The following is a 25,682-nucleotide window of genomic DNA, read 5'->3' as shown; positions in this document are numbered from 1 at the left end:
GCCTCCTGTACTTCTTGAGCTTTTGGGTATATTATGGTCACGCATCATTTTTTTTGATCCATCCGTCAGAATGAATATCAAAATGTAATGCATTGGTGATATCTGCAATCTGTCGAACCAATTAATCCAGATCTCTAGCCCAACTAACTAACTCTTCATCGTCAAAATTATATGGATTTTTGTAAATATTAGAGTAATAGTATTCAGAATCCAATAAATTTCTAATTTTATTGAAAACATTATTGGTGGCATGAAATCCATTGCTGATGGGAGCGGTGAAGGCAAGTGAACCATTATGAAATCCATCTAAAGAACCCGAAAGCTCTCGCTTGACTATAGATTCAGCTGCTTTTATCTTTTCTTTGATAGGCTGTTCGTTGTAAATTTGAATGCAGAAATTTCCACCATGTTTTATTAATTCAAAATCTCCGCTCGGATGGAGTTTTATTGTATCTCCTTTCGCAAGGCCTAGAGCTAGCCCTGGTGATGCACATAATTTGAATTTTTGATCGCTTAGGTATTCTGCAGGAAGCTCTTCTAAAACAGTTCCTTGTGAATTTGTGTCAGCAATAACCTTAATCAATGTTAATTTATCTTCCATACGATGCTCCTCATCTACCTCTTAGGATAAATTCCGCTAACATAACGGACCTCCTTGAGTCGTTTGTATATTTGATTCCGGTTAGATCATTTATTTTTAATCAAATCATATTCCTATTTCCCACATTTTCACCAATACTTTATCGACCCTGCCATCCATATCTGTCCCGTCAAACTTTGGAAAGTTTAGTTCGCTTACGATTTTTCCGTCTCGCATAAACATAATGCGCTCTGTCCTCGCCGCAACCTTTGCATCGTGAGTTACAAGCATAACCGCAGTGCCGTCTGCGTTAATTTCAGAAAATATATCCATAATCTGCTCCGCAGATTTTGAGTTGAGCGCACCCGTCGGCTCATCTCCGAAAATGATTTTCGGGCTGTTCATAAGTGAGCGGCATATTCCCGCACGTTGAAGCTGACCGCCCGAAACCTGTGTAACATCTCGCTTTTCAAGCTCCGCAATGCCCACCCTTTTCATAAGCACTCTTGCCTTCTCTGATATTTTTTCGGCGTTTTTTCTGTTGTCGCGCATTGATGGAAGAATGATGTTGTCAAGGATATTTAGATTTTTTAGCATAGTCGGCTGTTGAAAAACAAATCCCATTTTTGTTCTACGTATATCTGAAAGCTCATTCTCAGAGGCCGCCGATAATTCCCTGCTGTCAAAAACGACCTTTCCACTGTCAACTTTGTCCATTCCGCTCAATGCAAACAATAACGTCGATTTTCCCGAGCCAGAAGGTCCCATAACCGAAACGAACTCGCCCTCGTTTATTTCAACGGACACTTCATCAAGAACATTACGCTGTTCATCGCCCTCGCCGAAAGACTTTACTATATGATCACCGATAATAATCTTAGTCATATGTCTACTCCTTTATATTTTCGGATATTTTTATTTGTCCCGCGCCCGATGTGCCGATCATTGTTGCGATAAGTACCGCGCAAATCATCATTAGCGGACTAAACAGATACGCCGAAAGAGGATTTACTGCAAAATTAAACGTGGACGCTCCTAACGACGAAATAATTAAACCCGCAAGCATCTCTCCGAGAGTGTTTGCCAGAAGCGTGCCGAGAACAATTCCGACAATCAGAACGAATACCGTACGCGAAACATACTGCGCCTTAATATCCGAGTTTGTAAAACCGAATGCTTTCAGTACGGCAATCGAATATCGGTCCTTTGCCACAAGCATTTTCATAAATAACAATGTAACTAGTACCGTTATAACTAACGCAACGGCGACGGCGGCGTAGGAGGCCATTTCGACGGAGCTTATTGTAGAGCCAAGGGTCTGTGTAACAAATTCATCAATGTCTGAAGTCTTTGCAAAATCAAACTTGTCCGCATATTCCGCAACCTTCACGTCAACAAGGGATTTATCCGAAAGTTCAGCGCTGACAATGCTCCACATAATGCCCGCTGAATTGTCGGCAAATACAGCCTTGGCGGTTTTGCCACCGTTGGTAATGTCGGAATAGATTCCGCTAACCGTGAGATCTTTCTCCAGTCCCTCAATCACCAGCGTAATGACATCGCCAACCTTTTTGCTCATCTCATCGGCATATATAGTCGAAAATGCAATTTCATCATTTGCTGCGGGTGCTTTGCCCTTGGAATATACGATAGGAAATATCGAATGGTCGCCAAGCTCAATTTTAATATTTTCCTCTGATTCGTTTTCCGTTTTTGCCTTGAATGTTTTTGTTGTAAGAACGCCAACCTTTGATATGGCTTGATCGCTTTTCATCGTCTCAACGATTTCAGTGACTTTTCCAGAGATATTATCGATATTGTTGGTCTGTATGCGCAGATCGTAGTTTCCAATCCCCATATAACTGATGAAGCTTTTTGAGGAAATCGTGTTGTACAGGTTCTGCGGAACAATCATGATAAATGCCGAAATCACCAGCACAGCTAGCATTGTGGCGTATAGTCTTTTCCTTGAGAGAACATCTTTGATACCGAGAAAAATATTCGTCGTGTTAAACAGTCTGCTTCCGCTCAGGGTAAAACGCTTAGCACCCCTGTTTTTGTCCTGGGAAGTGCCAAAGCGTATGGCTTCCGCGGCTGAAATTTTCCGAAAGCGTTTCAGCACTCCGTTAACATAGGCCATAATGGCAAGGAATACTAACAATATACCGATAATTCCTAAAACCACGGCAAAAGAAGAATTTTTACTTTCCCCCATATAAAGCCGTATATTTTCAAGAAGCATGCCTTTGAAAACAAATGAAAGAACAAAACCGAGAATAGAGCCTGCCGCCGCAATTGCCATGTATTTCGCTAGATAAATCTTCTTGATGTCCGAGACACGCAGCCCTATAGCTTTCATAACACCAATCTCGCGATAATCGTCTTCGATTTTTGCAAGGAGCGTAAAGCGTATGCACATGAATGCGACGACCACGACAAGCAGGCTTACCAGAAGGATAACCCCAATCATCATCCCGTCGGAAATGGCATTCATCATTTTAAAAAGCGAATATGTAACCGTTGGCCCGTTCATTTCAAGTCCTGCGGAGGCATATGCCGTTTCAAATGCGCCTAACGCCGACATATCCTTTAATCTGAATTCAATCAGATACTCTATGTTTCCAAGGCTTTTTATTTCCGCATAGTCATTGCTGCTTACAAGAAATCGCTTTGATGCGGAAAGCGAAGAATTCATTGTCGAATCGCGGAGAAATCCCTTAACGGTAAATTCTTTTCCACTTATTACGGCCTTGTCACTAATCTTTGCAGTGTTATCCTTCAAATAGCTTACCGGAACATAAATCTCACCGTCAGATACGTTGATGACGTTCCCGTCCAGATCTAGAAGATAATCGAATTTTCCGCTCTGTACGCTTAAACCGTTGTCCTGAACGCTGTTCGCAAGCGAATTATCGCCCAATATAATCTCCGCTCCGTCAATGTTCAGAAATTCCGCCACTTGAAATTCATCGACGCTGCTGTTTTGTTCCGCAAAAGCCGTAAGCCTCGCAGTATCAATCTCACCCGAATGCATCTGCATAAAATGTGGAGTTTTAGCTTGTGTCATTAGCGTATCCAGCGCGCCAGAGAGATTGACAACGAGTATCGCCGCGAGTGAAACAAGCATAGCTGAGGCAGCGACAAATACCATTGTTGTCACCGTTATCGCTTTGCTCTTAAAAATGTCATTGCGGATTATTCTGCTAAACATAAGTCACCTCTGTATTATTTCCCTAGGGATTTTCCAGATTTATTCGTCGCTTCCTCTATCCACCGTCAAACATCTGCATTACATCTATAAGGCCTCCGCTTTTGACACCAAGCAGCCTTTCTACATTAAAAACAAAGGCTTGTATGCGTGAAGCACGCTCCTCGTTCGTCATTTGAACCATATCATCATCAAAAACGGTATTCGCATAAATCACGACCATTTCCATGCATTCATACGGGTATGGCGTGTGGAACAGTCCCTGCTGGATGCCCTCGTGGATGATTCCCGTCAGTATCGGCGTAACGCCATTGATAATGACCTTTTCTATTTTCTGATGCATAAGCGCGTTCTGCGACTTGTGAATATGCTCCATAATTTCCTTGCTGCTTCCGCCGCTTAAGTTCAGTGCCATAACAACGCGAATAATGCGCTCGACTACAGGTATGCTATTGTCTGTTGCAATTTCCTGCGCCGTGCCTAAAAGACGGACACTATACCGCTCAATCAGCGCGTCCATAATATCCACCTTCGACTTAAAGTGATGATATAATGTTCCTCGCGCAATGCCGACCTTTTCGAGAATATCGTTTGTACTTGTGCCGTCAAAGCCCTTCTGGCCGAAAAGCTCATCAGCTGCGTCAATGATTTCGTTCCTGCGTTCCTGAGCTTCTTTTACAACTCTCATCTTTACATCTCCTCAACAAACCGACCGACTGCCTGTCTATAAATCTTTCTTTTAAAGAATAACATATTATTCTATGATGTTGTCAAGCAGATTCAGTAAATAAGGCACGGACTGAACCCCTGACAAAAGCGATCCCGTGTCTCGTCTCTACACAACGCAAAAAAGACACCTAACACAGTGTCTTCTCTGATGGTATTGGTGGAGGCGAGGGGATTTGAACTCTCATCGCCTCCACTATGCTGAATTCTTCACATGTGTCGAGGCAATAACAGTACTGAATCTGTCACTTTTCATTCTTTCATTTTCGTACCATCAATCATTCCACATGTCTGGTGTGTTGCAACAAAATCAAATCAATACAAAAAAAAAAAAACGGCATCTCTGCCGTTTAAGTTTAAAGTGTTGGTGGAGAATAGGGGGCTCGAACCCCTGACCTCTTCGCTGCCAGCGAAGCGCTCTCCCAGACTGAGCTAATTCCCCGTGATCATTCTTATGCAGTTCTTTATGGTAGTGTAACCAACCATAAGTGGACTCCCAGCTGAGCTAAGGCCCCAAATGACGACAAGATTGATCTTAGCATAGGGTCGTCAAAACTGTCAATCTTTATCTATCATACCATTGAGCGGGTGTTTGGACAGCAAATTATTGAGCTCCTTCATGAACATATCGATGTCCTTGAATTGGCGATAAACAGATGCGAACCTGACATAAGCTACCTCATCTACAGGATAAAGCTCGTTCATAACGATTCCACCAATATCGCTGCTATCAACCTCGGCATGTGCCGTTGTGCGCAGCTCCTTCTCAACCTCGGATACGATTACCTCTAGGCGCTCCACAGGAACCGGACGCTTCTCGCAGGCGCGGATAAGACCCCGCAATATTTTGTCACGGCTGAACTCTTCACGGCTGCCATCTTTTTTGATGACGATCAGAGGCGTCTCTTCAATCATTTCGAATGTCGTGAAGCGGCGGCTGCACTTTTCGCATTCACGGCGGCGACGAATGGATTTGTTTTCGTTGGCGGGCCTTGAATCTAATACTTTCGTTCCGGCATAGTCGCAGTATGGGCATTTCATGATGCGTATTGCCTCCTTTCTTAGTCGCTTGAGCCTCAAAAATGGACTCTTCGAAAAAAAATTTTAATTTCCATGTAATTCCTGTAATGAAGTTCAGATTTTTGCACATAATACTTTTACCAACCGCAAGGAGGTGAACATACATGAGCGCATCCCGCAGCAGTAACCAATTGGTAGTGCCACAAGCGACAGCTGCCCTTGACCAAATGAAATATGAAGTTGCTCAAGAGCTAGGCATCGCAATTCCGCAAGACGGATACTACGGCAACATGGCTACAAAAGACGCAGGCTCCATCGGGGGATACATTACCCGTCGCCTAGTGCAAATTGCCGAGCAATCCCTTGCTGGTCAATACAAATAATGATTCATTAAAAGTTGTATGAATAACCGAAGCTTTGGCAGGGCTCGTCCATGAAGAGACGAGCCTCCAAGGCTTCATTTATTTTCGTTATCGTTAAGGATCATCCATTAAAGACTCGGATATAAGTCCTTATACTTATTATAATAGTAAATGACTCGCTGCACATAGTGTCTAGTTTCTCCAAACGGAATTTCTTTAACCGATTCGATCGTTCCATCCCAAGTCCCCGAGTCAAGCCACTTGCGAACATTTCCTGGACCTGCGTTGTATGCAGCAATTGCAGCTATCTTATTTTGATCAAATTGTTGACTAAGAGATCTTAAATACCACGCGCCAACCTCAATGCTAACGTCCGCACGATTCATAAGCATGTCATCCGTTACGGCTTGAAATCCTGCCTTTTGAACGACCCATGCAGCCGTATCAGGCATAATTTGCATTAAGCCCAGTGCACCTTTCTTCGATTCCTTGCCTGTCTGAAAATTGCTTTCACTGCGAATAATAGCAGCCACTAAATGCGACTCAACGCCATAGTTAGAAGCACTTGCACGAATGTCTTCTTTGTAATGAACCGGATACATCCACTCCGCAAGCCAATCTGATTTGAGAAATAAAATCGTCAATAAACCAAGCAGTAGGACAAGCAGCACCCTTTTCTTTTGGAATACCCTCATGGCAAACACTTACTTTTCCAAAATTCATCCAGCTGACGCTGCGTCTCCTCCAGCGATCCGCTGTTATCGATGACCCAATCCGCTTTCAGTCTCTTTTGCTCAATATCCATTTGCAATGCGATGCGCCGGCTTGCTTCTTCTTCAGGCAATTGGTTTCGTTCCATTAAGCGTTTTTTCTGAAGCTCAGCGGGTACATATACGACCAAAATACCTTCGTACAGATTCTCCTGCTTCGTCTCGTATAGCAGCGGCACGTCAGCTACTACTAATCGTTCTGGATACTGCTCTGCGTAAGTATGTATGGTTTGCTGCATCCGCGCCCGTATAGCTGGATGGGTTATGGATTCAAGCTTTGCTAGTGATTGTTTATCGCGAAACACAATTTCGCCGAGAGCTTTGCGGTTAAGAGAACCGTCCGTTTCAAGGACAGCTTGTCCAAACGTAGAGGCGATTGCCTCTAATGCTGGTTCCCCGGGAAGTACAACCTCCCTTGCGACTTGATCGGCATCGACCAGCAGCGCACCGCGTTCGACGAGCATGTTTGCGATTGTGCTTTTGCCGCTGGCAATACCGCCGGTTAATCCGATTATCATCCTTTTCACCTCAAATTATAACAGCTTCATGATTCCGATTATGATTAATAATATGCCTGGCAGCATAGCTAATGTCTGCATGCCTTTCCAAGCGGAGAAACGAAAGCCAAAACGGATGCCGCCTACAAGAAAAAGCGCACTCGCCGCCGCTATGGTTAAAGCCGTAAGTAAGGAAGGCAATCCGATCAACGCAGCCCCAAGTCCTGCTCCAAATGCATCAAGTGATAATGCAAAGCCAAGCATGACGGCCTCCGATGCAGAGATGGTGCCTGATTTATCGACGTCAGCCGACTGTGGCGTGCGCAAAATCTGAATAACGAGCCCTAGACGCTTCAGCTCTACCATAACGACAAGCGCAGCACTCGCGATCTCTCCGGCATGTGTTTTTGCACCAGCTTCTGCCGAAGCAGCACTTTCTTGTACTGCGGTTTCTACGTGCTCATGCCTCACATCATCCTGCTGCTGTTTGTTTCGTCTAAGCTGCAATAGCGCCCAGACACCAATCAGCATGAGGACACATGCGCCAATGAGACGCGCAACGAATTCAGACAGGAACGTGGTTATCAATCCGCCAACCTGCATGGACAAATAAATAATAATACCAGAGCAGCAAGCAATAATCAGTATTGACACGATCGGTATGCGGATTCTTCGCAAACCGTAAGTAACGCCAACACCAAAACCGTCTACGCTAACAGCAATAGCAAGAACTAATAGTGAAACTACATGCGCGAACAATGTTTTAGTCCCTCCCCGCACAGCGGCGATCCGGCTTACAAGAAGCTGTAAGTAGACATCCGCCTATTGTTCGTAACACACTTATCATATGCGGGGAGTATTTGACTGTGCATGCTGGTTAACATTTGCTGCGATTCGTATTATTTTGCTGTTGCTTGCAGTGTCTGGCATTTATTGCAAATATGCGTACCTCGGCCGCCAACGACAAATTTATGGATCGGTCTTGAACAGGTTGGACAAGGCTCATCCTTCTTGCCGTATACAAGCAGCTGATGCTGAAACATTCCCATCTCGCCTTGTCCATTAACGTACGATTTAATGGACGAACCGCCTGCTTCAACCGCATTTCCCAGTGTCGTGCGTATCGCTTCATAAAGTCGCTTCCATTCGGCCGGCTTCAATGTGTTAGGTGTTCGCTCCGGATGTATGCGTGCTTGAAATAAAGCTTCGTCTACATAGATGTTGCCCAAACCGACAATATGCTCTTGATTAAGCAATAGCGGCTTAATCTTAGTCGCGCGTTTCTCGAGTTTTCCGCGAAGCGCTTCAAGCGTAAAGGCTGGCTCAAGCGGCTCTATACCAAGCTTGTTAAGCGGCGGAAGCTCAAGCTCCTGCCCTTCTTGGAATAAATGCATCGTACCGAACTGGCGAACATCCTTATAACGCAAATCCGTGCCATCTTCGAAATGAAAGATGACATGGGTATGCAGCTCAATCGGCTCTTCCGATGGGAAAACCCCATATCGGCCTTCCATTCGCAAATGCGATACAAGTACGAGCCCGTCCAAGATGATCCGCAAAAACTTGCCGCGTCGCTCAACCGTCTGGATCGTATGTCCGACAAGCGCATCCGCGAACTGTTCAGGTTCTGCTGGACGCTGTATAATACGCGGGAGTCTAACGGTTACTGATTGGATTCGTTTTCCCGCTACAAGTTCAATTAATGTTCTTCTAACTGTTTCTACCTCTGGCAATTCAGGCATTTCTCCTCACCTCAACAACCATTATACCCGAAACTGCCCGCCAGTGGGTTACTTTGCTTCATACCAATTGTCACCGAAACTCATATCGGCCTTCAAAGGAACATCAAGTTTGAGCGCCCCAGCCATCACTTCAGGCACAAGCGTCTTCATCAGCTCCAGCTCCTCTTGCGGCACTTCGAACACGAGCTCATCGTGCACCTGCAGCAGCATGCGGCTCTTCAGCTTGCGTTCGCGCAGCGCAGCGTCCATATGGACCATGGCCAGCTTAATAATATCTGCCGCAGTACCTTGAATCGGTGTATTCATCGCCGTACGTTCAGCAAAGGATCGCAAGTTGAAATTAGAAGCATTGATATCATTCAAATAACGCCTGCGCTCAAGCAGTGTGGCCACATACCCGTCGCGCTTCGCTTGCTGAACGATTTCGTGCATATATTGGCGAACGCCTTTGAAAACCTCCTTGTAATCCGCAATAAACTTTCCAGCTTCATTACGGGAAATGCCAAGGTTTTGCGATAAGCCAAAATCGCTGATGCCATACACAATGCCGAAGTTGACCGCTTTTGCCGAACGACGCATGTTGGAATCAACCTCCTCGGCAGTTACGCCGAATACATCCATCGCTGTTTTGGTGTGAATATCCATGTCCTTAATGAACGCTTCCTTCATATTCTCATCATCAGCAATATGTGCGAGCACACGAAGCTCAATTTGTGAATAGTCCGCCGCTACGATGGACCATCCCGGCTCGGACGGCACAAAGGCTTTCCTAATTTGGCGTCCTTCCTCAAGACGAATCGGAATGTTCTGCAGGTTAGGAAACTGACTGCTTAGACGACCGGTAGCTGCAATGGTCTGGCGGTAATACGTGTGTATTTTGCCTGTTTCCTTGCGCACCTCTTTAAGCAAGCCCTCTACATAAGTAGATTGCAGCTTTGATAGCTGACGATAATGCAGGATAAGCGGAATAATCTCGTGATAAGGCGCAAGCTCCTCCAGCACTTCAGCATCCGTCGAATAACCTGTTTTCGTCTTTTTCTTAGCAGGCAGGCCAAGCTTCTCGAATAAAATCTCACCCAGCTGCTTTGGCGATCCGATATTAAATTCCGTACCAGCAAGCTTGTACACGCTGCTAATGATTGTTGTCAGCTTACTCTCCAAATTACGGCCAAGCGCCTCCAGCTCCTCGGACTTTACTTTAATGCCCTGAAACTCCATCCCTGCAAGAATGCGGGACAATGGATGCTCCATGTCAAAATAAAGCTTGCTCATGCCCGTATTGCTTAGCTCTTCGGTTAACAGAGGCACTAGCTTCCGAACCGCTTCCGCTTTCAACGATAAATGGCGGTAAAGCGTATCGGCATCAGGCACTCTGAATTTCGCGCCTTTGCCATAAACAGCTTCATCCGGTGGCAATGTCGACAGCCCCTGCTTCTCATTAATTCCGCTTAGCGTCTGGCTCGCTTCTGTAGGATCAAGCAAATAGGCTGCCAGCTGCACATCAAAAGCAGAACCCTCGAAGCTGATTCCGCTCCATTTGAGTGCGAGCTCCACCTTATGGAGATCAAAGCCGTATTTCGGCTTGTCCGCTTGTTCGAGCCAGTCGCGAAGCTTCGCTGCGAAAGGCTGCTTAAGCACTGAATATGGCATTACAAACACTGCTTCATCGCTGGCGATAGCAAGGCCAATCAGCTCGGCATGATGCGGATTCTCTCCAATGGCTTCGATATACAAGCCATTTTTGTCCGACTTCTGGAGCAGCTGAATAAGCTTATCCAGCATCTCTGCGTCTTTTTCTGATTCGATCACATTAATATTCAAATCAGCTGCAGCAGCTTCGGCTTCCTTATCCATATCACCCGCTTCAGCACCTAGCTCCAGGCGATCAATTAATGATTTGAATTCCAGCTTGCGGAACGCCTCAGCCAGCTTCGAACCATCATACCCGGCATAACGAATGTCATCGATAGACTTTTCTATAGGCACTTCACGGAAGATCGTCGCCAAGCGCTTGCTCATCGTAGCATCATCTTTATGGCTCTCAATGTTTTCCTTCAGCTTGCCCTTCAGCTTGTCCAAGTTATCAAGCACGCTTTCAACCGATCCATGCTCATGCAGCAGCTTAAGCGCCGTTTTCTCGCCTACGCCCGGAACTCCAGGGATATTGTCTGAGGTATCACCCATGAGACCCTTAAGATCGATAATTTGCATCGGCACAAGGCCGTATTTCTCTTGAATTGTCTCTGGTGTGTAAAGTTCAACATCACTAACGCCTTTGCGTGTTACCGCAATGGTTACTTTGTCTGAAGCAAGCTGCAGCATATCTTTATCTCCAGTAACGACAAAAGCTTCTACACCTTTCTCGTCAGCTGCCTTCGTTAGTGTGCCGATAATATCATCGGCCTCATAACCGGACAGCTCAAACTGCGAAATGCTAAAGGCTTGAAGCAGCTCCTTAAGCACTGGAAATTGCTCTGACAGCTCTGGCGGTGTCTTTTGTCTTCCGCCTTTATATTCCGCATAACCTTCATGGCGAAAAGTGACCTTGCCGGCATCAAATGCAACCAGCACATGAGTCGGCTTTTCTTGTTCAAGCAGCTTAAGCAGCATCGTTGTAAACCCAAAAATCGCATTCGTGTGATTGCCCGCCGAATTCGTAAGCGGCGGCAAAGCAAAAAACGCACGGTAGATTATACTGTTTCCGTCAATTAGCATCCATTTTTCCATAAGGAATCAACACCTTCTTTATGTAACATTCATACCTTTAAGTATACCACAAAAAGGGCTATTCCCAAGCATCGCTGCTATAGGATAGCCCTTTTTTGTATCGGTTACATCATCATGGAATGAAATGGAGCAGGCCTGCCTAATAAATAACCTTGAGCATATACAATCCCCATCTCACGCACCTTCGCAAGCTCCGCTTCAAGTTCTATGCCTTCGGCAATTATGGAAATATTCATTTTTGCTGCAATCTGAACCAGTGTGTACAAAATATGCTCTTTCATCTCATCCAAGTGGATATTCTGAATAATTGACCGATCCACCTTCAAATAATCAGGACGCAGCTCAGCGATTGATTGCAAGGACGAATAACCCGCTCCAACATCATCAATTGCAATTTGATAACCTTGGCTTCGGTAATGCTCCAGCGCCTTTTTCACAGAGCCAAAATCTGCGATTGAGCTTCGTTCAGTAATTTCAAATACGACATGATGAGGCGATAGCTTATGCTGCTCCAGCAGACTGAGCGTTTGGCCAGGCGAGAAGCTTGGATCCTCCATAATTTGCGCCATCACATTAATGAATAGCTTTTGCCCTGGCATGAGCCGCAGACAGCCATCTATCGCCTTTTCTCTAGCCAGTCTATCCAAGCTATAAGTCAAATTCTCCTGCTCAGCACACTGAAAGAGTTCCATTGGTCCGGAAAACCAAGTTTGATCCAGCGTACGCGATAGCGCTTCGAAGCCAAATACCTCTCCTTCGCGCAGCAGCGATACGATAGGCTGATATACTGGCTGAATAAGCCGCTCGCTAATGACTCGTTCCAGCGCTCGGCGCTTCAAGCTTCGTTCCATCGATCCGGCGGATTGCCCGTGCAAAATCGCTTTTTTCATCGCATCATACCAGACAAGTCCATCCACAGGGTCATTGTCATTGGGTACGACAGATACACCAATATGGAGCTTCCCAAGCACACCAGCTAGCCCCTCATAACAGATCTCCTCTGCAAATTGTTTCTCCCAATCAGCGGTATGCTTATAAGCCAGCTCAAGCAGCCAGTCCTCCTGCAGCATTTGATGCCCGGCCGGTAAACGCATATGGATAAATAAATCCTCCTTCATCCATTGCAGCCCTTCATATAGTAAAGAGCTTCCAAATGCAGCCTTCACCTCATTCTCTGCAAAAACACGCCATTTCTCATGCTGCGCGGATAAGTGATTTTTCCGAACATCCGTAGGAAACTGCCATGATAAATAAATAATACCAAGATGACCCGAGCTCACGTTTTCCGTATCGTTTAGCCGCCATATGTCCCGTAGTTGTCTCAATTTCCGTTCCGTTCCTCTCCATGATGCATTCCTATAATTTGATCCATGACATAGACGCTGCCTTTAAGAGCTTTCGCTTGTTTCTTCAGCTTTGCCGCAATCCTCGGAATATCATCTGCCGCAAGCGCTACTCTGCCATCCCATAACATGAGTGACAAAGAAAGCGTTACACCCTCCTGATCAATGAGATTGCCCTCTCGATCCTCAACCGTCGTTACTTCAACGCCGCCGTAAAATGCTTTAATCCCGCTATCGAAACGCTTTATCATAGCCTGACATAGTTGCTCCGCCGAATTTGCTCTCATTACCACGATGAAATCATCTCCGCCTATATGTCCGACAAAATCGTCGCCTGCTCCGAGCTGATCAAGCTCCATGCGCAGAATATCTCCCAAATAGCGAATCAAATTATCACCGAGCCCAAAACCAAAGGAATCGTTATACCATTTAAAATAGTCCAAGTCCGCATAAACGACAGCAAACGGCTCACCTTGTCCGATCCGCTGGCTCAGTTCAAGCTGAATTTCCTCGTTCCCCGGCAGCCCCGTAAGCGGATTAGCTGTTCGTGCTGCCTCCGTGCGAAGCGCCGTCATGCATTCCAAGATAGACCTGATTGTAGCTGCTCCTGCCATCTGTCCATCCTTCGTAATGAGAACGACATCGTATAGCTGTGAGAAATCCCTTGCCATTGCCAGCTGAGATACATGCTCTACAGTAAACTGCTCATCCACAATAAGCGGTTGATTGTTCATAATCCGCTCAATCGGTCTGTTCCAATAAAGAGGCAGCCCGAATTGGCCGGCTAACATTTGATGCAACTTCTCTTTCATTAAGATGCCAATTGGTCTGCCTTTATCGACAATGACCGCGCCTTGCGCCTTCGCATTCGTATCGAAAAAATAAGCAACTTCGGACACCCTGGCCCGGGCAGGAAATATCGGAAAAGGTGCAGCAAGCCCGCCAATTCGAACGGTTCGGCTATGGTTCCCCGGCAAATGCAGCTGCTGCACTGGCTCGCCTGCTCCTATGATCTGACCGTAGTTTTCTATTTTTTGTTTGCCTTCGGATAGAGATTCTTGGCGGTTCCTTCCGAGAGTAACGTTATATGCGCTTTGCTCCATCGCATCAAGAATCATCCGATAAACAACCGACTCCGAGGAACGGCCGGTTGCTGGAGGGTATGCAGTTGAAAGACCTATGCTTACCTCCAGATCGGTGTCTGAGACAGCCCCGTCTTCTTTTTTTGCATCAGACTTCCTTAGCCTATCAATAAGCCGCTCCATCGCTTTCTCGACCACTCGAATGATCGGTTCATCCTTCTGCTGCCTATCAAATAAATAAAAGTAATCCCATTCAAGGCGCTGACGCCAGAAAAGCCTTGCCTCCGTGCCCTCCCATAGCTGCAATGCTGATTCTGCTGCTGTGTTCCCGAGGCGAAAACGGACGTAAATGACACCAATTCCGCCTTCATGCCAGCGCTCTTTTATGCTGCGGAGCATATCTCGATTGAATAAACCAACCCCGACTCCATTCATGCCAATCCCCTCAATCGACTATCGTCTATTTCAGTTCCTTTATGTATTACTTTACCAGCCAATTGTGAATGGAGATGCATAAAAGGATTAACTTGCGGTAAAATTCGACATTTTTCTTAGTTCTTTTCTCCTAAACAAAAAAACCGTCCAGCAGCTAAGTGTGGGCGGTCTTAAGTATGTTTTAAGTAGGTTATACGTTTAAATCCGGACGATTGCCCGTTACGAGATAAACGACGCTCTCACCGATGTTCGTCGCGTGATCACCGAATCTTTCGAGGTAACGTCCGACGAGCGTGAGAAGCGATGACTGTGTAATGTTGCGAGGATTTTCCATCATAAGGGAATAAAGCTCGCGCGTAATTTGTCCATACAGGGCATCAACCTGATCGTCGTCCTTCGCCATTTTGTAAGCCAGGTCCACGTTTTCTTGAATAAACGATTGAATGGATTCGTATGTCATAAGCTGAACAATTTCTGCCATACGCGGCAAATCGATTAACGGTTTTATTAGCTCCTGACCCTCTAAACGCAATACAACCTTAGCAATATCAACGGAGAGATCGCCCATACGCTCCAAATCGCTTGCGATTTTAAACGAGGACAGAATTCTTCTCAAATCCTTGGCAACAGGCTGCTGCGTAGCGATCAGCTTCGAACCGATTTCCGTAATCTTTTCTTCCATTTGGTTAAGCGACGGGTCCAGCTTTATGACCTGCTTCGCACGGTCAACATCAACGGTTTTTAATGCTTCCATCGATTCTACGAGCGCTTTTTCAACAAAAGTACCCATATCAATCAGCAAATTATGAAGATGCTCTAGTCCTTGGTCAAACTCTTTACGCGTGGTCATCATGAACGGCATTCCCCCTACAAGGTTTGTAAAACAACATCATTCGCAAGGACAAAATCATATGATTCAACCTCTTGAATAAAAGTTCTCTCCCACGATCCGTTTGGCTCAGCCGAAACGTCCGCTTATATAATCTTCTGTGCGCTGATCGGTTGGATTGGAGAACAGCTTCTCCGTATCCGAGTATTCAACGACCTCGCCATTCAAGAAAAACACCGTTTGATTGGATACGCGGGCTGCCTGATGCATGTTGTGAGTAACCATCACGATTGTGTATTTATCTTTCAATTCTTGAGCAAGCTCTTCAATTTTCAGCGTGGAAATCGGGTCAAGCGCTGATGTCGCCTCATCCATAAGCAAAATATTTGGGTTTACTGCAAGTGCGCGGGCAATACAAAGTCGCTGCTGCTGTCCACCAGATAAACCGAATGCAGAACGTTTCAAATGATCCTTTACTTCATCCCACAATACCGCGGATTTCAAGCTTGTTTCTACAATTTCATCGAGCTCGCGCTTGCTAGTAATACCATGCAGGCGAGGACCGTATGCCACGTTATCATAGATTGATTTCGGGAATGGGTTCGGCTGTTGGAATACCATGCCGACCTTTTTGCGCAGTGTTTCAACATCCACTTCATTCGAGTAAATTTCAGTACCGCCAATGGCGATACCTCCCTCGATCCGAGTGCCCGGAATCATATCGTTCATACGGTTTAGTGTACGAAGCAAAGTTGACTTTCCGCAGCCGGATGGACCGATGAATGCAGTGATTGCTTTCTCAGGTATCGTTAGTGTTACATCCTTCAAAGCGTGGAAAGCGCCGTAAAACAAATTCAGCTTGTTAATATTAATAAGTGCTTCCATATCGTTTTCCTCCTAAATATTCTTCTGATACTTGTTGCGAAGCAAAATAGCCGAAAAGTTCATTAGCAACAGCAGCGCTAGTAAAACGATAATACCGCTGGCCGCAAGCTCCTTAAATTCAAGCTGTGGCTTGGACAACCAGTTGTACACTTGAATAGGAATAACCGTAAACGAATCCTTAAGACCTTCTGGCAAAAAGGCAACATACGTTAATGCTCCGATCATAACTAGCGGTGCCGTTTCTCCAATTGCACGAGACATAGCAAGAATGACGCCAGTTAGTACGCCAGGAAGAGCTGAGGGCATAACAGAGCGAGAAACAGTCTGCCACTTGGTCGCGCCTAGAGCGAACGAAGCATCACGGCGTGATTTCGGAACGGCACGAATCGCTTCTTGTGCAGATACGATAATAATAGGAAGCACAAGCAGCGTCATCGTGAGCGCCCCTGCAATGAGGCTGCGATCAAGAGCGAGCAGTCGTACGAACAAGGTTAAGCCCAAAATACCGTATACGATGGACGGAACGCCCGCTAGTGTACTGATATTAAGCTGAATCATCCGGGTAATCCGGCCCTTTTTCGCATATTCCTCCAAGAAAATCGCAGCTCCTACTCCAAAAATAAAGGAAATAGGCGCCATAATAAGCAGCATGTAAATCGTACCAACCAGTGCCGACTTCATTCCGGAACCGTCCGCTTTGCGAGATGGGAAGTTCGTGAATAGATCAGGCTGGAGCCTTGCAATACCGTCGATCAAAATATCTACGATTAACGCGCAAAGCGCGAGAACGCCGATGGAAGTGGCGGCGACGAACAGGATATGAAGCATCCAATCCTTTTTCCGCCGATTAGCAATTTGCTTGCGGTTTGCATCTAGAAATATGTTCATCTTAGTACTCCTCTCTGAATCTTCTTGCAATGTACTGGGCAAGAATATTGAGTAGGAATGTAATGACGAACAACGTCATGCCGACCGCGAAGATCGATCCATACTCAACCGTTCCATGCGGCGTATCCCCAAGGCTGACCTGAACGATATAAGCGGTCATCGTCTGGATACTCTCAAGCGGATTAGCCGTCATATTAGGTGTAGAGCCTGCCGCTACCGTAACGATCATCGTCTCGCCGATCGCCCTTGAGAAAGCAAGTACGGCAGAAGCCACGATACCCGAGAAGGCTGCTGGCACAACGATTTTCAAAGCAACCTCGAACCGTGTTGCGCCAAGCGCATACGCGCCGTCACGCAAGCTGCGCGGTACAGAGGACATCGCATCCTCACTTAGCGAGCAAACCATAGGAATAATCATAATACCGACAACAATACCGGCACTTAATGCATTGAACACGCCGGCGCTATGAAAAATACTTTGAATAAGCGGTGTAACCAAGCTAAGAGCAAAGTAACCATATACGATGGTTGGAACTCCTGCGAGTACCTCCAATATCGGTTTAATTACTTTACGAACCCGCTTCGGTGCATATTCTGATAAGTAAATGGCACTTGCAAGCCCTAGAGGGATAGCGACTAAACAAGCGATAAACGTAATCATGAGCGTGCCTGACAGGAGCGGCAAAACGCCGAAGCTTTTGGGCGGAATTAACGGTGACCATTTGGTCCCAAACAAGAAATCAAAAATCGGTATTTTTTGAAAAAACTGATAGGTCTCTGAGATGAGTGTGACGACAATACCTATTGTAGTTAGAACAGATACGGATGCACACAGGAACAATAGGATTGGCATCAATTTGTTCATGATGCTTACGCGTTTATTTTTGAAATCATAGACTTCCTTGCTGTTTGTTTGAGCCTTACTGACCGTTTGCAGCCCTTGGCTTGGCATTGCAGCGTCCTCCTTCTTGCCTTTACAATTCGTTTACATTTGTGCCGATAAAAAGGTGATGTCCCTCGAGACACCACACATTTTCATCAGGTCGTTTGTTACTTATTTAATTTTTGCTGCTTCTGTTGCGTATTGCTCATCTGGAAGTGATACATAACCAACTTCGCCAGCAAAAGTACCGATGTTGTTGATATAGTATTTAACGAATGCGTTCACTTCTGGACGCTCAAGCTCTTTATTGTTTGCATAGATGAAGAGCGGACGGGACAATGGAGCATAAGTGCCGTCTTTAATTGTGTCATAAGTTGGTGTAATAGCGCCTTTGCCGCCGTCTACAGGAACAACTTTCAATTTATCTTGGTTTTCTTCAAAGTAAGCAAAACCGAAGTAGCCAATGCCGTATTTGCTGCCTGCTACGCCTTGAACAAGTGCGTTGTCGTCTTCAGAGAAGCTGATTGCTTTATCATTGCGAATGCCTGCTTTTTCAAGAATAGCTTCATTAAAGTAGTCATAAGTTCCGGAATCAGCGCCTGGTGAGAACATTACGATCGGCTCAGCAGGGAAAGTGTCGCGAACGTCTTTCCAAGTTGTTACTGTGCTGCCAGTTGTAAAGATTTTGTTCAGCTCTTCAACTGTCAAGTGGTCGATGAAGTCATTGTCTTTGCTTACAACAACAGACAAACCGTCAAATGCTACAGAAAGCTCTGTATATTCGATGCCAGCTGCTTTACAAGCTGCTGCTTCTTCATCCTTGATGTGACGGGAAGCATCTGCAATGGCAATTTCGCCTGCGCAAAATTGTTTAAAGCCGCCGCCTGTGCCAGATACGCCAACCGGTACTCGTACATCTTTGTGCTCTTTGTTGAATTCTTCAGCTGCTGCTTCTGTAAGTGGGAACACTGTGCTTGAACCATCAATTTTAATCTCGCCTGACAATTTCACATCTTCACCAGCTGGTGCGTTAGTTGCAGTGTTATTCTTAGATCCTGTATTTTCAGAACCTTTATTTCCGCTATTATTACCACATGCAGCTGCGAATACGAGCAGCGTCACCATCGACAACATTAGAATTCCTTTAAACCCTTTTTTCTTTAACAACTCTACCACTCCTCTTATTATGTCTGTAAGGGTTCATCCCCGTGCCTCTTATACTACTAGCCGTTTGTAAACCTCGTATTCTGTTTTTGTAAACTCCATGTTAAAAATAAGATTGCTGTAATTTTTTCATTTCGACTGCGATATGAACGGCTTGCTGATGTGCCTGCTCCGATAAAACGCCAATTTGCTTCGCGCTATTGCGATTATCAGCTGCCGCTCGGAAAAGATGATTAAACACCTCCACGGCTTCATTGATATTCGCTTCGCTTGCGATCGTCTCCATTCGTCCCGAATGAGCAAGACTTGTCGTTTGCGTAATGGCATCAACGATCGTTTTCGTTAACGTCGTAATTTCGTTCGCAAATTGCTTCGTTTGGCCTGCCAGCTTCATCACTTCACCAGCTACTACCGCAAACCCGCGCCCATGCTCCCCTGCACGGGCTGCTTCTATAGAAGCATTCAGCGCGAGTAGATTACTCATCTCTGCCAGTTCTTTTATTAATAAAGAAACTTTGCTGATTGACCCCGCCTCAGATTGAAGCTCATTCATCCGTTTCTCCTGAAGCTCAGAATTCAGCGTCATGGCGTTAAAAGCTTTTGTTACTTTATCCAGCTCGTTTTTGCCGGTTAGGGTCAAATCGACCATATCTACAGACATTGACTCGCCATGTTCAGTTGACTTGCGAACGCTGCTGACGGCTTGTTCGATCTCTCTCACCCGCTGCTCTGCTGAGCGAATCGTACTCATTTGCGCATCAACGGCTTCCTGCTGCAGCAGCCGGGAAATCTTGAGCATGTCCGACACAGTCAATATACCTGCAAGCTTATTTTTTAACGTAACGATGACACAATCATAAAGCACACTCTCGTGGCGGCTTAATGCGCTGTCAATGAGCTGCTGCGGTGCATAATCATAATCGACTACGAGCGGACTCGCATCCATAAGCTTTGTAATTGGTTTGTCATCATACAAATCTGCGCTAAAGCGATGGCCCAGCTTCAGGAAGAATCGATTGCGCATCATCAGACCGATAGGAGCCCCTTGCTCCCCAGTTACGATAATGCACTCACTTTCCGGATGCTTCTTAAACACAGCAATCGTCTGCCGGCATGTATGCTCTGCGTCTATTGTTGGAGCCTGACGTAAAAAATGATGCAGTCGCGTTGCTTCTGCTTTTACCGGATGCATTGTTATTTCATCAGCACGCTGCTCCGATTGCTTAACAGTCCTTTCATCGGTTCCTTTTACCTCAATCGGTTGTTGTACGTTTCCGTTAAGTGGTGTGTTTGGAGCAGTACGCTCATTTTTCTCGATAGCTGATTGTTTTTCTTTATCTAGAACAGTCGCTGTCACTTCACCCTCACCCTTCCTTCTTTTTCCTTATGCACTCACTATAGGTCGTAAGCATCAATTGAATTAGGTAGAAATGTTATCGGAATGTTAAATTCGACAATATATTTTTTAATTTCCGTAAAAACATACCTATTGAATTTTCCAATAAGAGAGTCTTTATGACTAAACAACAAAAAAGCTGTGATCCACGTACAGTTTCCTGTACGCTTCACACAGCTTTTCTATAAGACTAGTATTATTTCGAAGCTCGTTTCAAGATCCGGCAGCCGTAAGCCTTCAATTCAACACTGTTGTTTAGAGCCGCACCCGTCAACAAATCTGTATACTGCTGAGCATCTAAAGCAACCGAAGCCTCATTTGCACTAAAATTGGATACAAATACGTAGTCGTTCACACCATCCGTTCTTAATTGTGCAGTTACGCCATGCGGCAGCTCGGAATCAAGAACTCGCTTGATCCCCTCTTGCTCTATAATTCGAGTCAGAAAATCGTTTGTAAAAGCTGCTTCGTTGCGCGATGCAACATAGTAGGCTTTGCCTGCACCCAAATGATTTACCGTTAAGGCAGGGCGACCCACATAGAAATCCTCTCCATATACAGCAAGTGCCTCCGCACCTTCAAGATGGATAAGATCACACAGCTCGCGTGCTGTATATTGGCCGCTCAGTCCAAGCTTATTTCCGTCCTTCAGCACGACCTGATTGGAATCATGATCATGCAGCGAATCGATCTCCTCGGACCAGATCCCAAGCGTCTTGCGCAGTGGTCCTGGGAAGCCTGTTAGGAAGCATAGGTCATTCTCATCAACGATACCTGTCCAATAAGTAGCGATGAAAGTACCGCCATTTTCAACAAAACGTTCAATGCGCTCGCCTACACCTGGACGCACCATATATAACATAGGAGCAATAAGGAGCTTGTACGAATCAAAGCTGCATTCCGAATCAATAATATCCACTGGCACACCCAGATCCCAGAACGGACGATAATGGCGTTTAGCCGTTTCTTCATAATGAAGACCGCTATTGCGCGGGCCTTGCGAATCCTTTACTGCCCAGCGATTTTCCCAATCATAGATGAGTGCTACCTCTGGCTTCACAGTTGTACCTACTACTTCGGTCAACTTCTCCAAAGCTTCGCCAAGCTCAGCCACATCGCGGAAAACGCGAGTATGCTCATGGCCAACATGGTCCACAACTGCACCATGCAGCTTCTCGCTTGAGCCTCTGCTCTTGCGCCACTGGAAATACTGAACAGTATCTGAGCCATGTGCAACCGCTTGAAGCGATGACAGCATGTGCATGCCTGGACGCTTCACTTTGCTGATCGGCTGCCAGTTCGTCATGCTCGGCGTGCTTTCCATCAGCATGAACGGCTTTCCGCCGCCAAGCGAACGAAACACATCATGGTTGAAGCCGATCCACGCCGCTTGCTCGCTGTCGTCTCCGCTATTGTCGTGCCAAGTTGGATATGCATCCCACGAAATCATATCGAGCAGCTCTGTAAACTTCCAATAGTTAAGTGGCTCAAAATCAAGCATAAAGTTCGTCGTAATCGGAAGCTCACTGTTAGCAGCGCGCAGCGGAGCAATTTCGTTGCGGCAGAAATCAACCGTTTGATCCGTAACGAATCTTCTCCAGTCAACATTCTGGCCGTGAACCGCTTTCTCGCCACGTTCGGTTGGCGACTCGACTTGGCTCCAATCGGTATACGTATGGCTCCAGAACGTCGTCCACCAAGCATCGTTAAGCGCTTCTAGTGTACCGTATTTATTTTTCAGCCAGTCGCGGAAAGCGTCTTCACAATACGAGCAGTGACATTCGCCGCCATATTCATTTGATATATGCCAGCCGATGACCGCAGGATGATCCGAATAACGTTCAGCCAGCTTCGAGTTCATGATCGTTACCTTCTCGCGATATACAGGTGAGCTGAAGCAGTGGTTGTGACGCGCACCATGCAAATTACGAATTCCGTTAGGTGCTACGCGCAGCACTTCCGGATATTTTTGAGACATCCATACCGGGCGTGCACCGCTTGGTGTAGCAAGCAAGGCATAGATGCCGTTAGCAGCAAATTTATCAAGCAACGTGTCCAGCCATTCAAATGTAAATACGCCTTCCTCAGGCTCTATCGCCATCCATGCAAAAATGCCTACAGACATCACATTGCAATGTGCAAGCTTCATGAGGCGGATGTCTTCCTCCAGCACCTCAGGATACTTCTGCCATTGATCTGGATTATAATCTGCACCATGCAGCATTTGCGGAATTTTTGCGCTTATCGGGGGAAATTTCATACTCATCTCATCTGCCTCCATTTTCGTCTTGCTTGCAGCTATTATTGGTTATACTATAATGATATTCATATTATAGCTTGTTCATCGAACCAACTATATAACAGTATTTTCGCATCATTATAAAAATATGAAACAGGAGGCCACCGCTATCGACACGATGGTTTTTCCGATTTTGACAGAGACAGACAAGACACTCCCGGTTTATCTCACGAGTATCGGGCATTGGAGCGATCAAGAGCCGATTGACCGTCCAAACGGCTATCCTCATTTTCAATGGCTGCAAGTCATTAGCGGCTCGGGCGAGCTCCATGTTGGCGATCAACAAATGACCGTTCGAGCTGGGCAAGGGTTCTGCCTGTTTCCGAATGAGCAGCATCAATATTTTTCAATACAAGCGCCTTGGGAAATCATTTGGATGAGCTTTAGAGGCGATTTGTCGGACAAGCTGTTTAGGCAGGCTGGAATTACACAATCCGGTGTCTATTCAACTGCTGATCATGATATGATTGTTACCCACATGAAAAACATTTACGCGATGACGCAATCCGGCCGATCCTTTCTGGGGCTCGAATGCTCAAAGCTGGTTTACATGTTTTTACTTGATTTAATGAAGGTTATTCTTGTAAGCTCACACTCGGTAGAACAAAACTACTTGAAGCTGCAGCCTGTTCTTCATTATATTGAAGCTAATTACAGCAAGCTGATTACGATAAAGGATTTAGCAGGCTGTATCGATGTAACGCCGCAGTACCTATGCTTGCTTTTTAAGAAAGCATTGAAAATGCGACCAATGGAATACGTAAACCGGGAGCGCGTCAATCGGAGCAAGGAGCTTATGTTCCGCGAAAGCGAGATCAAGATGCACGAAATCTCCCAGCGCGTCGGCTTCGACTCCCCCAGCTACTTCAGCTCCGTCTTTAGGCGGCTTGAAGGGTTAAGCCCGGAGCAGTTTAAAAAAATTCACGGCATGCGTTGATGTGGGGGCAGTTGTGTGGATCGGAGTTGGCTCCGTAAGAACACATAGATGCTAACAGCAGACTTTCCGTTGCTGGCAGCACGCCTGACGGGCTCCATAAGAAACTATAGGTTCTTACAGGCTCATAGCTAGGTTACTTTGGAGGCTGTAAGAACACATATGTGCTAACAGCAGACTTTCCGCTGTTGGCAGCACGCCTGACAGGCTCCATAAGAACCTATAGGTTTTTACAGACGCTCAGCTAGGTTACTTTGAAGACTGTAAGATACATACGTGCTAAAAGCAGACTTTCCGCTGTTGGCAGCACGCTTGACGAGCTCCATAAGAACCTATAGGTTCTTACAGGCACATAGCTAGGTTACTTTGGAGGCTGTAAGAACACATACGTGCTAACAGCAGACTTTCCGCTGCTGGCAGCACGCCTGATGGGCTCCATAAGAACCTATAGGTTCTTACAGGCACATAGCTAGGTTACTTTCGATGCTGTAAGAACACATACGTGCTAACAGCAGACTTTCCGCTGCTGGCAGCACGCCTGACGGACTCTGTAAGAACCTATAGGTTCTTACAGACGCTTAGCTAGGTTACTTCGGAGGTTGTAAGAACACATACGTGCTAAAAGCAGACTTTCCGCTGTTAGCAGCCGACCTACTACGAACATACAGCCGAATTCATAGATTTCACTTCATTTCAGGAGGCAAAAAAATATAATGACCGATAAAAATCTTATATTTAATGAAATTGATAAATATGCGGAAGCTTTTCGCACGGTATCACGATCGGTGGGCAGTCGGCCAGAGCTTGGACATGAGGAGTTTTTTGCTTCTGAGCTGCTTTGTACGGAGCTTGCAAAATACGGGTTTGAGGTTGAACGTGGTATTTTAGGCATTGAGACATCTTTTATCGGTGTTTATGATACAGGAAGCCCTGGCCCGACAGTTGGCTTCTTATGCGAGTATGATGCTCTGCCAGAAATCGGACATGCTTGTGGACATCATCTCATCTGCGCTATGAGCATGGCAGCAGCTGTAGGACTTAAAGCGGCTTTGATAAACAGCGGCATTGGCGGAAAAATTCGCATCTATGGTACGCCAGCTGAGGAAACACGCGGAGCGAAAGTACCAATGGCAGAGGCAGGTTTATTCGATGACTGCGACTTCGCTTTAATGGCGCATCCATACTATACGTTTGAACGTTCAGGCGAATCACTAGCGCTGGACGCCGTGCAGTTTGAATTTCATGGTCTAGCCGCGCATGCAGCTGCAAGTCCATATGAAGGAATTAATGCGCTGGATGCTGTTCTTCAGCTATTCAATAGTGTTAATGCGCTGCGCCAACAAACACGCAGCGATGCGCGCATTCATGGTATTATTGACAACGGCGGCAAGGCGCCGAACATCATTCCTGATTATGCATCGGCCAAATTTTATGTCCGCTCGGCTTCACGTACTTATACAAACGAGCTCACTGCGAAAGTGCTGCGCTGTGCAGAAGGGGCCGCATTGCAGACGGGCTGCACCGTTACAACAAATCATTTCGAATACTCTTATGATGAGCTGCTTACTAATGAAGCATTGTCCGAGCAGTTCAATACGAATCTGATCGAGGCAGGCATTCGCCCTGAGGATATGGAAATCGGCAAGGATCATGGCTCGCTTGATTTAGGCAACGTCTCCGTTCGCTGTCCAGCTATTCATCCTTACGTCAAGGTGGTACAAGATCGTTTGCTGCTTCATACGGAGGCGTTTCGTGATGCGGCAATGACCGAATATGCGCTGGACGGCATGTTATTTGGTGCCAAAATGCTAGCTGCAACCGCATACGACGTATTTGCCTATCCTGCGCTGCTCGCACGAATTCGCGCTGAATTCGAGCATCAAACCAAAAGCAGCAAGTAAGAACAGGATAA

General features: G+C 46.0%; 22 protein-coding genes and 1 tRNA gene. 3 read left to right on the top strand and 20 right to left on the bottom strand.

All coding sequences use genetic code 11. From position 1 onward, the window contains the following. Positions 1-121: 121 nt before the first annotated feature. The 6 genes from ACIFSR_RS27665 to nrdR form a co-directional block, all read right to left on the bottom strand. Positions 122-601, bottom strand: coding sequence for a DUF4265 domain-containing protein (locus tag ACIFSR_RS27665; RefSeq protein ID WP_430061492.1), 480 nt, complete (start codon positions 599-601; stop codon positions 122-124). A gap of 105 nt (positions 602-706) precedes the next feature. Then, complete coding sequence (locus ACIFSR_RS27660; protein WP_339203995.1) at positions 707-1,465, bottom strand: ABC transporter ATP-binding protein; 759 nt, start codon at positions 1,463-1,465, stop codon at positions 707-709. A gap of 4 nt (positions 1,466-1,469) precedes the next feature. After that, positions 1,470-3,791 (bottom strand): FtsX-like permease family protein, encoded by a 2,322-nt coding sequence (locus tag ACIFSR_RS27655; RefSeq protein ID WP_430061490.1) that lies wholly within the window; start codon positions 3,789-3,791, stop codon positions 1,470-1,472. A 55-nt stretch (positions 3,792-3,846) separates the two neighbouring features. Next, complete coding sequence (locus ACIFSR_RS27650; protein ID WP_430061488.1) at positions 3,847-4,476, bottom strand: TetR/AcrR family transcriptional regulator; 630 nt, start codon at positions 4,474-4,476, stop codon at positions 3,847-3,849. A gap of 403 nt (positions 4,477-4,879) precedes the next feature. Then, positions 4,880-4,956, bottom strand: a tRNA-Ala gene (locus ACIFSR_RS27645). A 116-nt stretch (positions 4,957-5,072) separates the two neighbouring features. Further along, positions 5,073-5,555, bottom strand: coding sequence for a transcriptional regulator NrdR (gene nrdR, locus ACIFSR_RS27640; protein ID WP_053377232.1), 483 nt, complete (start codon positions 5,553-5,555; stop codon positions 5,073-5,075). A gap of 143 nt (positions 5,556-5,698) precedes the next feature. Here nrdR and ACIFSR_RS27635 point away from each other — a divergent pair, with 143 nt between their 5' ends. Further along, positions 5,699-5,917 (top strand): alpha/beta-type small acid-soluble spore protein, encoded by a 219-nt coding sequence (locus ACIFSR_RS27635; protein WP_053377233.1) that lies wholly within the window; start codon positions 5,699-5,701, stop codon positions 5,915-5,917. A 107-nt stretch (positions 5,918-6,024) separates the two neighbouring features. Here ACIFSR_RS27635 and ACIFSR_RS27630 read toward each other — a convergent pair whose 3' ends face one another. The 14 genes from ACIFSR_RS27630 to ACIFSR_RS27565 form a co-directional block, all read right to left on the bottom strand. Then, positions 6,025-6,591, bottom strand: coding sequence for a lytic transglycosylase domain-containing protein (locus ACIFSR_RS27630; RefSeq protein ID WP_076270304.1), 567 nt, complete (start codon positions 6,589-6,591; stop codon positions 6,025-6,027). Then, a complete protein-coding gene (coaE, locus tag ACIFSR_RS27625; protein WP_430061485.1) occupies positions 6,588-7,184 on the bottom strand; it encodes a dephospho-CoA kinase in 597 nt (198 codons plus the stop codon). The genes ACIFSR_RS27630 and coaE overlap by 4 nt, the downstream gene beginning before the upstream one ends. A gap of 15 nt (positions 7,185-7,199) precedes the next feature. Further along, positions 7,200-7,922, bottom strand: a complete 723-nt coding sequence (locus ACIFSR_RS27620; RefSeq protein ID WP_430061483.1) for an MntP/YtaF family protein — start codon at positions 7,920-7,922, stop codon at positions 7,200-7,202. A gap of 140 nt (positions 7,923-8,062) precedes the next feature. Then, a complete protein-coding gene (gene mutM, locus ACIFSR_RS27615; RefSeq protein ID WP_430061481.1) occupies positions 8,063-8,905 on the bottom strand; it encodes a DNA-formamidopyrimidine glycosylase in 843 nt (280 codons plus the stop codon). Between the two features lie 48 nt (positions 8,906-8,953). Then, complete coding sequence (polA, locus tag ACIFSR_RS27610) at positions 8,954-11,632, bottom strand: DNA polymerase I (protein ID WP_430061479.1); 2,679 nt, start codon at positions 11,630-11,632, stop codon at positions 8,954-8,956. A gap of 104 nt (positions 11,633-11,736) precedes the next feature. Further along, a complete protein-coding gene (locus ACIFSR_RS27605) occupies positions 11,737-12,957 on the bottom strand; it encodes an EAL domain-containing protein (protein ID WP_430061477.1) in 1,221 nt (406 codons plus the stop codon). Further along, positions 12,954-14,492, bottom strand: a complete 1,539-nt coding sequence (locus tag ACIFSR_RS27600; RefSeq protein WP_430061475.1) for a GGDEF domain-containing protein — start codon at positions 14,490-14,492, stop codon at positions 12,954-12,956. Before ACIFSR_RS27600 ends, ACIFSR_RS27605 begins: the two co-directional genes overlap by 4 nt. A gap of 190 nt (positions 14,493-14,682) precedes the next feature. Next, positions 14,683-15,342 (bottom strand): phosphate signaling complex protein PhoU, encoded by a 660-nt coding sequence (gene phoU / locus ACIFSR_RS27595; RefSeq protein WP_076270305.1) that lies wholly within the window; start codon positions 15,340-15,342, stop codon positions 14,683-14,685. 108 nt (positions 15,343-15,450) lie between these two features. Continuing rightward, complete coding sequence (gene pstB / locus ACIFSR_RS27590; protein WP_308999341.1) at positions 15,451-16,206, bottom strand: phosphate ABC transporter ATP-binding protein PstB; 756 nt, start codon at positions 16,204-16,206, stop codon at positions 15,451-15,453. Positions 16,207-16,218: 12 nt separating this feature from the next. Continuing rightward, positions 16,219-17,094: a phosphate ABC transporter permease PstA gene (gene pstA / locus ACIFSR_RS27585; protein WP_076270190.1), complete on the bottom strand. Its 876-nt coding sequence runs from the start codon at positions 17,092-17,094 to the stop codon at positions 16,219-16,221. 1 nt (position 17,095) lies between these two features. Then, complete coding sequence (gene pstC, locus ACIFSR_RS27580) at positions 17,096-17,959, bottom strand: phosphate ABC transporter permease subunit PstC (protein WP_256711019.1); 864 nt, start codon at positions 17,957-17,959, stop codon at positions 17,096-17,098. A 189-nt stretch (positions 17,960-18,148) separates the two neighbouring features. Then, positions 18,149-19,144 carry a PstS family phosphate ABC transporter substrate-binding protein gene (locus ACIFSR_RS27575; protein ID WP_339204004.1) on the bottom strand — a complete coding sequence of 332 codons (996 nt, stop codon included), beginning with the start codon at positions 19,142-19,144 and terminating at the stop codon, positions 18,149-18,151. A 100-nt stretch (positions 19,145-19,244) separates the two neighbouring features. Next, a complete protein-coding gene (locus tag ACIFSR_RS27570) occupies positions 19,245-20,498 on the bottom strand; it encodes a methyl-accepting chemotaxis protein (protein ID WP_339204005.1) in 1,254 nt (417 codons plus the stop codon). A 235-nt stretch (positions 20,499-20,733) separates the two neighbouring features. Continuing rightward, the gene (locus tag ACIFSR_RS27565) at positions 20,734-22,803 is read right to left on the bottom strand and encodes a beta-galactosidase (protein ID WP_430061472.1); all 2,070 of its coding nucleotides are present in this window, start codon (positions 22,801-22,803) and stop codon (positions 20,734-20,736) included. A 121-nt stretch (positions 22,804-22,924) separates the two neighbouring features. On the opposite strand from ACIFSR_RS27565, the gene ACIFSR_RS27560 reads away from it, so the two are divergent. Together ACIFSR_RS27560 and ACIFSR_RS27555 are read left to right on the top strand one after the other, a co-directional pair. Next, positions 22,925-23,773, top strand: a complete 849-nt coding sequence (locus tag ACIFSR_RS27560; RefSeq protein WP_430061470.1) for an AraC family transcriptional regulator — start codon at positions 22,925-22,927, stop codon at positions 23,771-23,773. Between the two features lie 710 nt (positions 23,774-24,483). Then, positions 24,484-25,671 (top strand): M20 family metallopeptidase, encoded by a 1,188-nt coding sequence (locus ACIFSR_RS27555; protein ID WP_430061468.1) that lies wholly within the window; start codon positions 24,484-24,486, stop codon positions 25,669-25,671. The last annotated feature ends 11 nt before the right edge of the window (positions 25,672-25,682 follow it).

The sequence above is a fragment of the Paenibacillus sp. NRS-1760 genome, from assembly GCF_050467785.1.
Lineage (GTDB): Bacteria > Bacillota > Bacilli > Paenibacillales > Paenibacillaceae > Pristimantibacillus.
The sequence above is the reverse complement of the archived record's forward strand: the minus strand, read 5'-3'. Positions and strand labels throughout refer to the sequence as shown.

Bases quoted from the DNA above. Each gene is read 5' to 3' on its own strand.
- phoU (WP_076270305.1), bottom strand. From the start codon at position 15,342: ATGACCACGCGTAAAGAGTTTGACCAAGGACTAGAGCATCTTCATAAT.
- ACIFSR_RS27655 (WP_430061490.1), bottom strand. From the start codon at position 3,791: ATGTTTAGCAGAATAATCCGCAATGACATTTTTAAGAGCAAAGCGATA.
- ACIFSR_RS27600 (WP_430061475.1), bottom strand. From the start codon at position 14,492: ATGAATGGAGTCGGGGTTGGTTTATTCAATCGAGATATGCTCCGCAGC.
- ACIFSR_RS27635 (WP_053377233.1), top strand. From the start codon at position 5,699: ATGAGCGCATCCCGCAGCAGTAACCAATTGGTAGTGCCACAAGCGACA.
- nrdR (WP_053377232.1), bottom strand. From the start codon at position 5,555: ATGAAATGCCCATACTGCGACTATGCCGGAACGAAAGTATTAGATTCA.
- ACIFSR_RS27660 (WP_339203995.1), bottom strand. From the start codon at position 1,465: ATGACTAAGATTATTATCGGTGATCATATAGTAAAGTCTTTCGGCGAG.
- pstB (WP_308999341.1), bottom strand. From the start codon at position 16,206: ATGGAAGCACTTATTAATATTAACAAGCTGAATTTGTTTTACGGCGCT.
- mutM (WP_430061481.1), bottom strand. From the start codon at position 8,905: ATGCCTGAATTGCCAGAGGTAGAAACAGTTAGAAGAACATTAATTGAA.
- ACIFSR_RS27665 (WP_430061492.1), bottom strand. From the start codon at position 601: ATGGAAGATAAATTAACATTGATTAAGGTTATTGCTGACACAAATTCA.
- ACIFSR_RS27650 (WP_430061488.1), bottom strand. From the start codon at position 4,476: ATGAGAGTTGTAAAAGAAGCTCAGGAACGCAGGAACGAAATCATTGAC.
- ACIFSR_RS27565 (WP_430061472.1), bottom strand. From the start codon at position 22,803: ATGAGTATGAAATTTCCCCCGATAAGCGCAAAAATTCCGCAAATGCTG.
- ACIFSR_RS27555 (WP_430061468.1), top strand. From the start codon at position 24,484: ATGACCGATAAAAATCTTATATTTAATGAAATTGATAAATATGCGGAA.
- pstC (WP_256711019.1), bottom strand. From the start codon at position 17,959: ATGAACAAATTGATGCCAATCCTATTGTTCCTGTGTGCATCCGTATCT.
- polA (WP_430061479.1), bottom strand. From the start codon at position 11,632: ATGGAAAAATGGATGCTAATTGACGGAAACAGTATAATCTACCGTGCG.
- pstA (WP_076270190.1), bottom strand. From the start codon at position 17,094: ATGAACATATTTCTAGATGCAAACCGCAAGCAAATTGCTAATCGGCGG.
- ACIFSR_RS27560 (WP_430061470.1), top strand. From the start codon at position 22,925: ATGAAACAGGAGGCCACCGCTATCGACACGATGGTTTTTCCGATTTTG.
- coaE (WP_430061485.1), bottom strand. From the start codon at position 7,184: ATGATAATCGGATTAACCGGCGGTATTGCCAGCGGCAAAAGCACAATC.
- ACIFSR_RS27630 (WP_076270304.1), bottom strand. From the start codon at position 6,591: ATGAGGGTATTCCAAAAGAAAAGGGTGCTGCTTGTCCTACTGCTTGGT.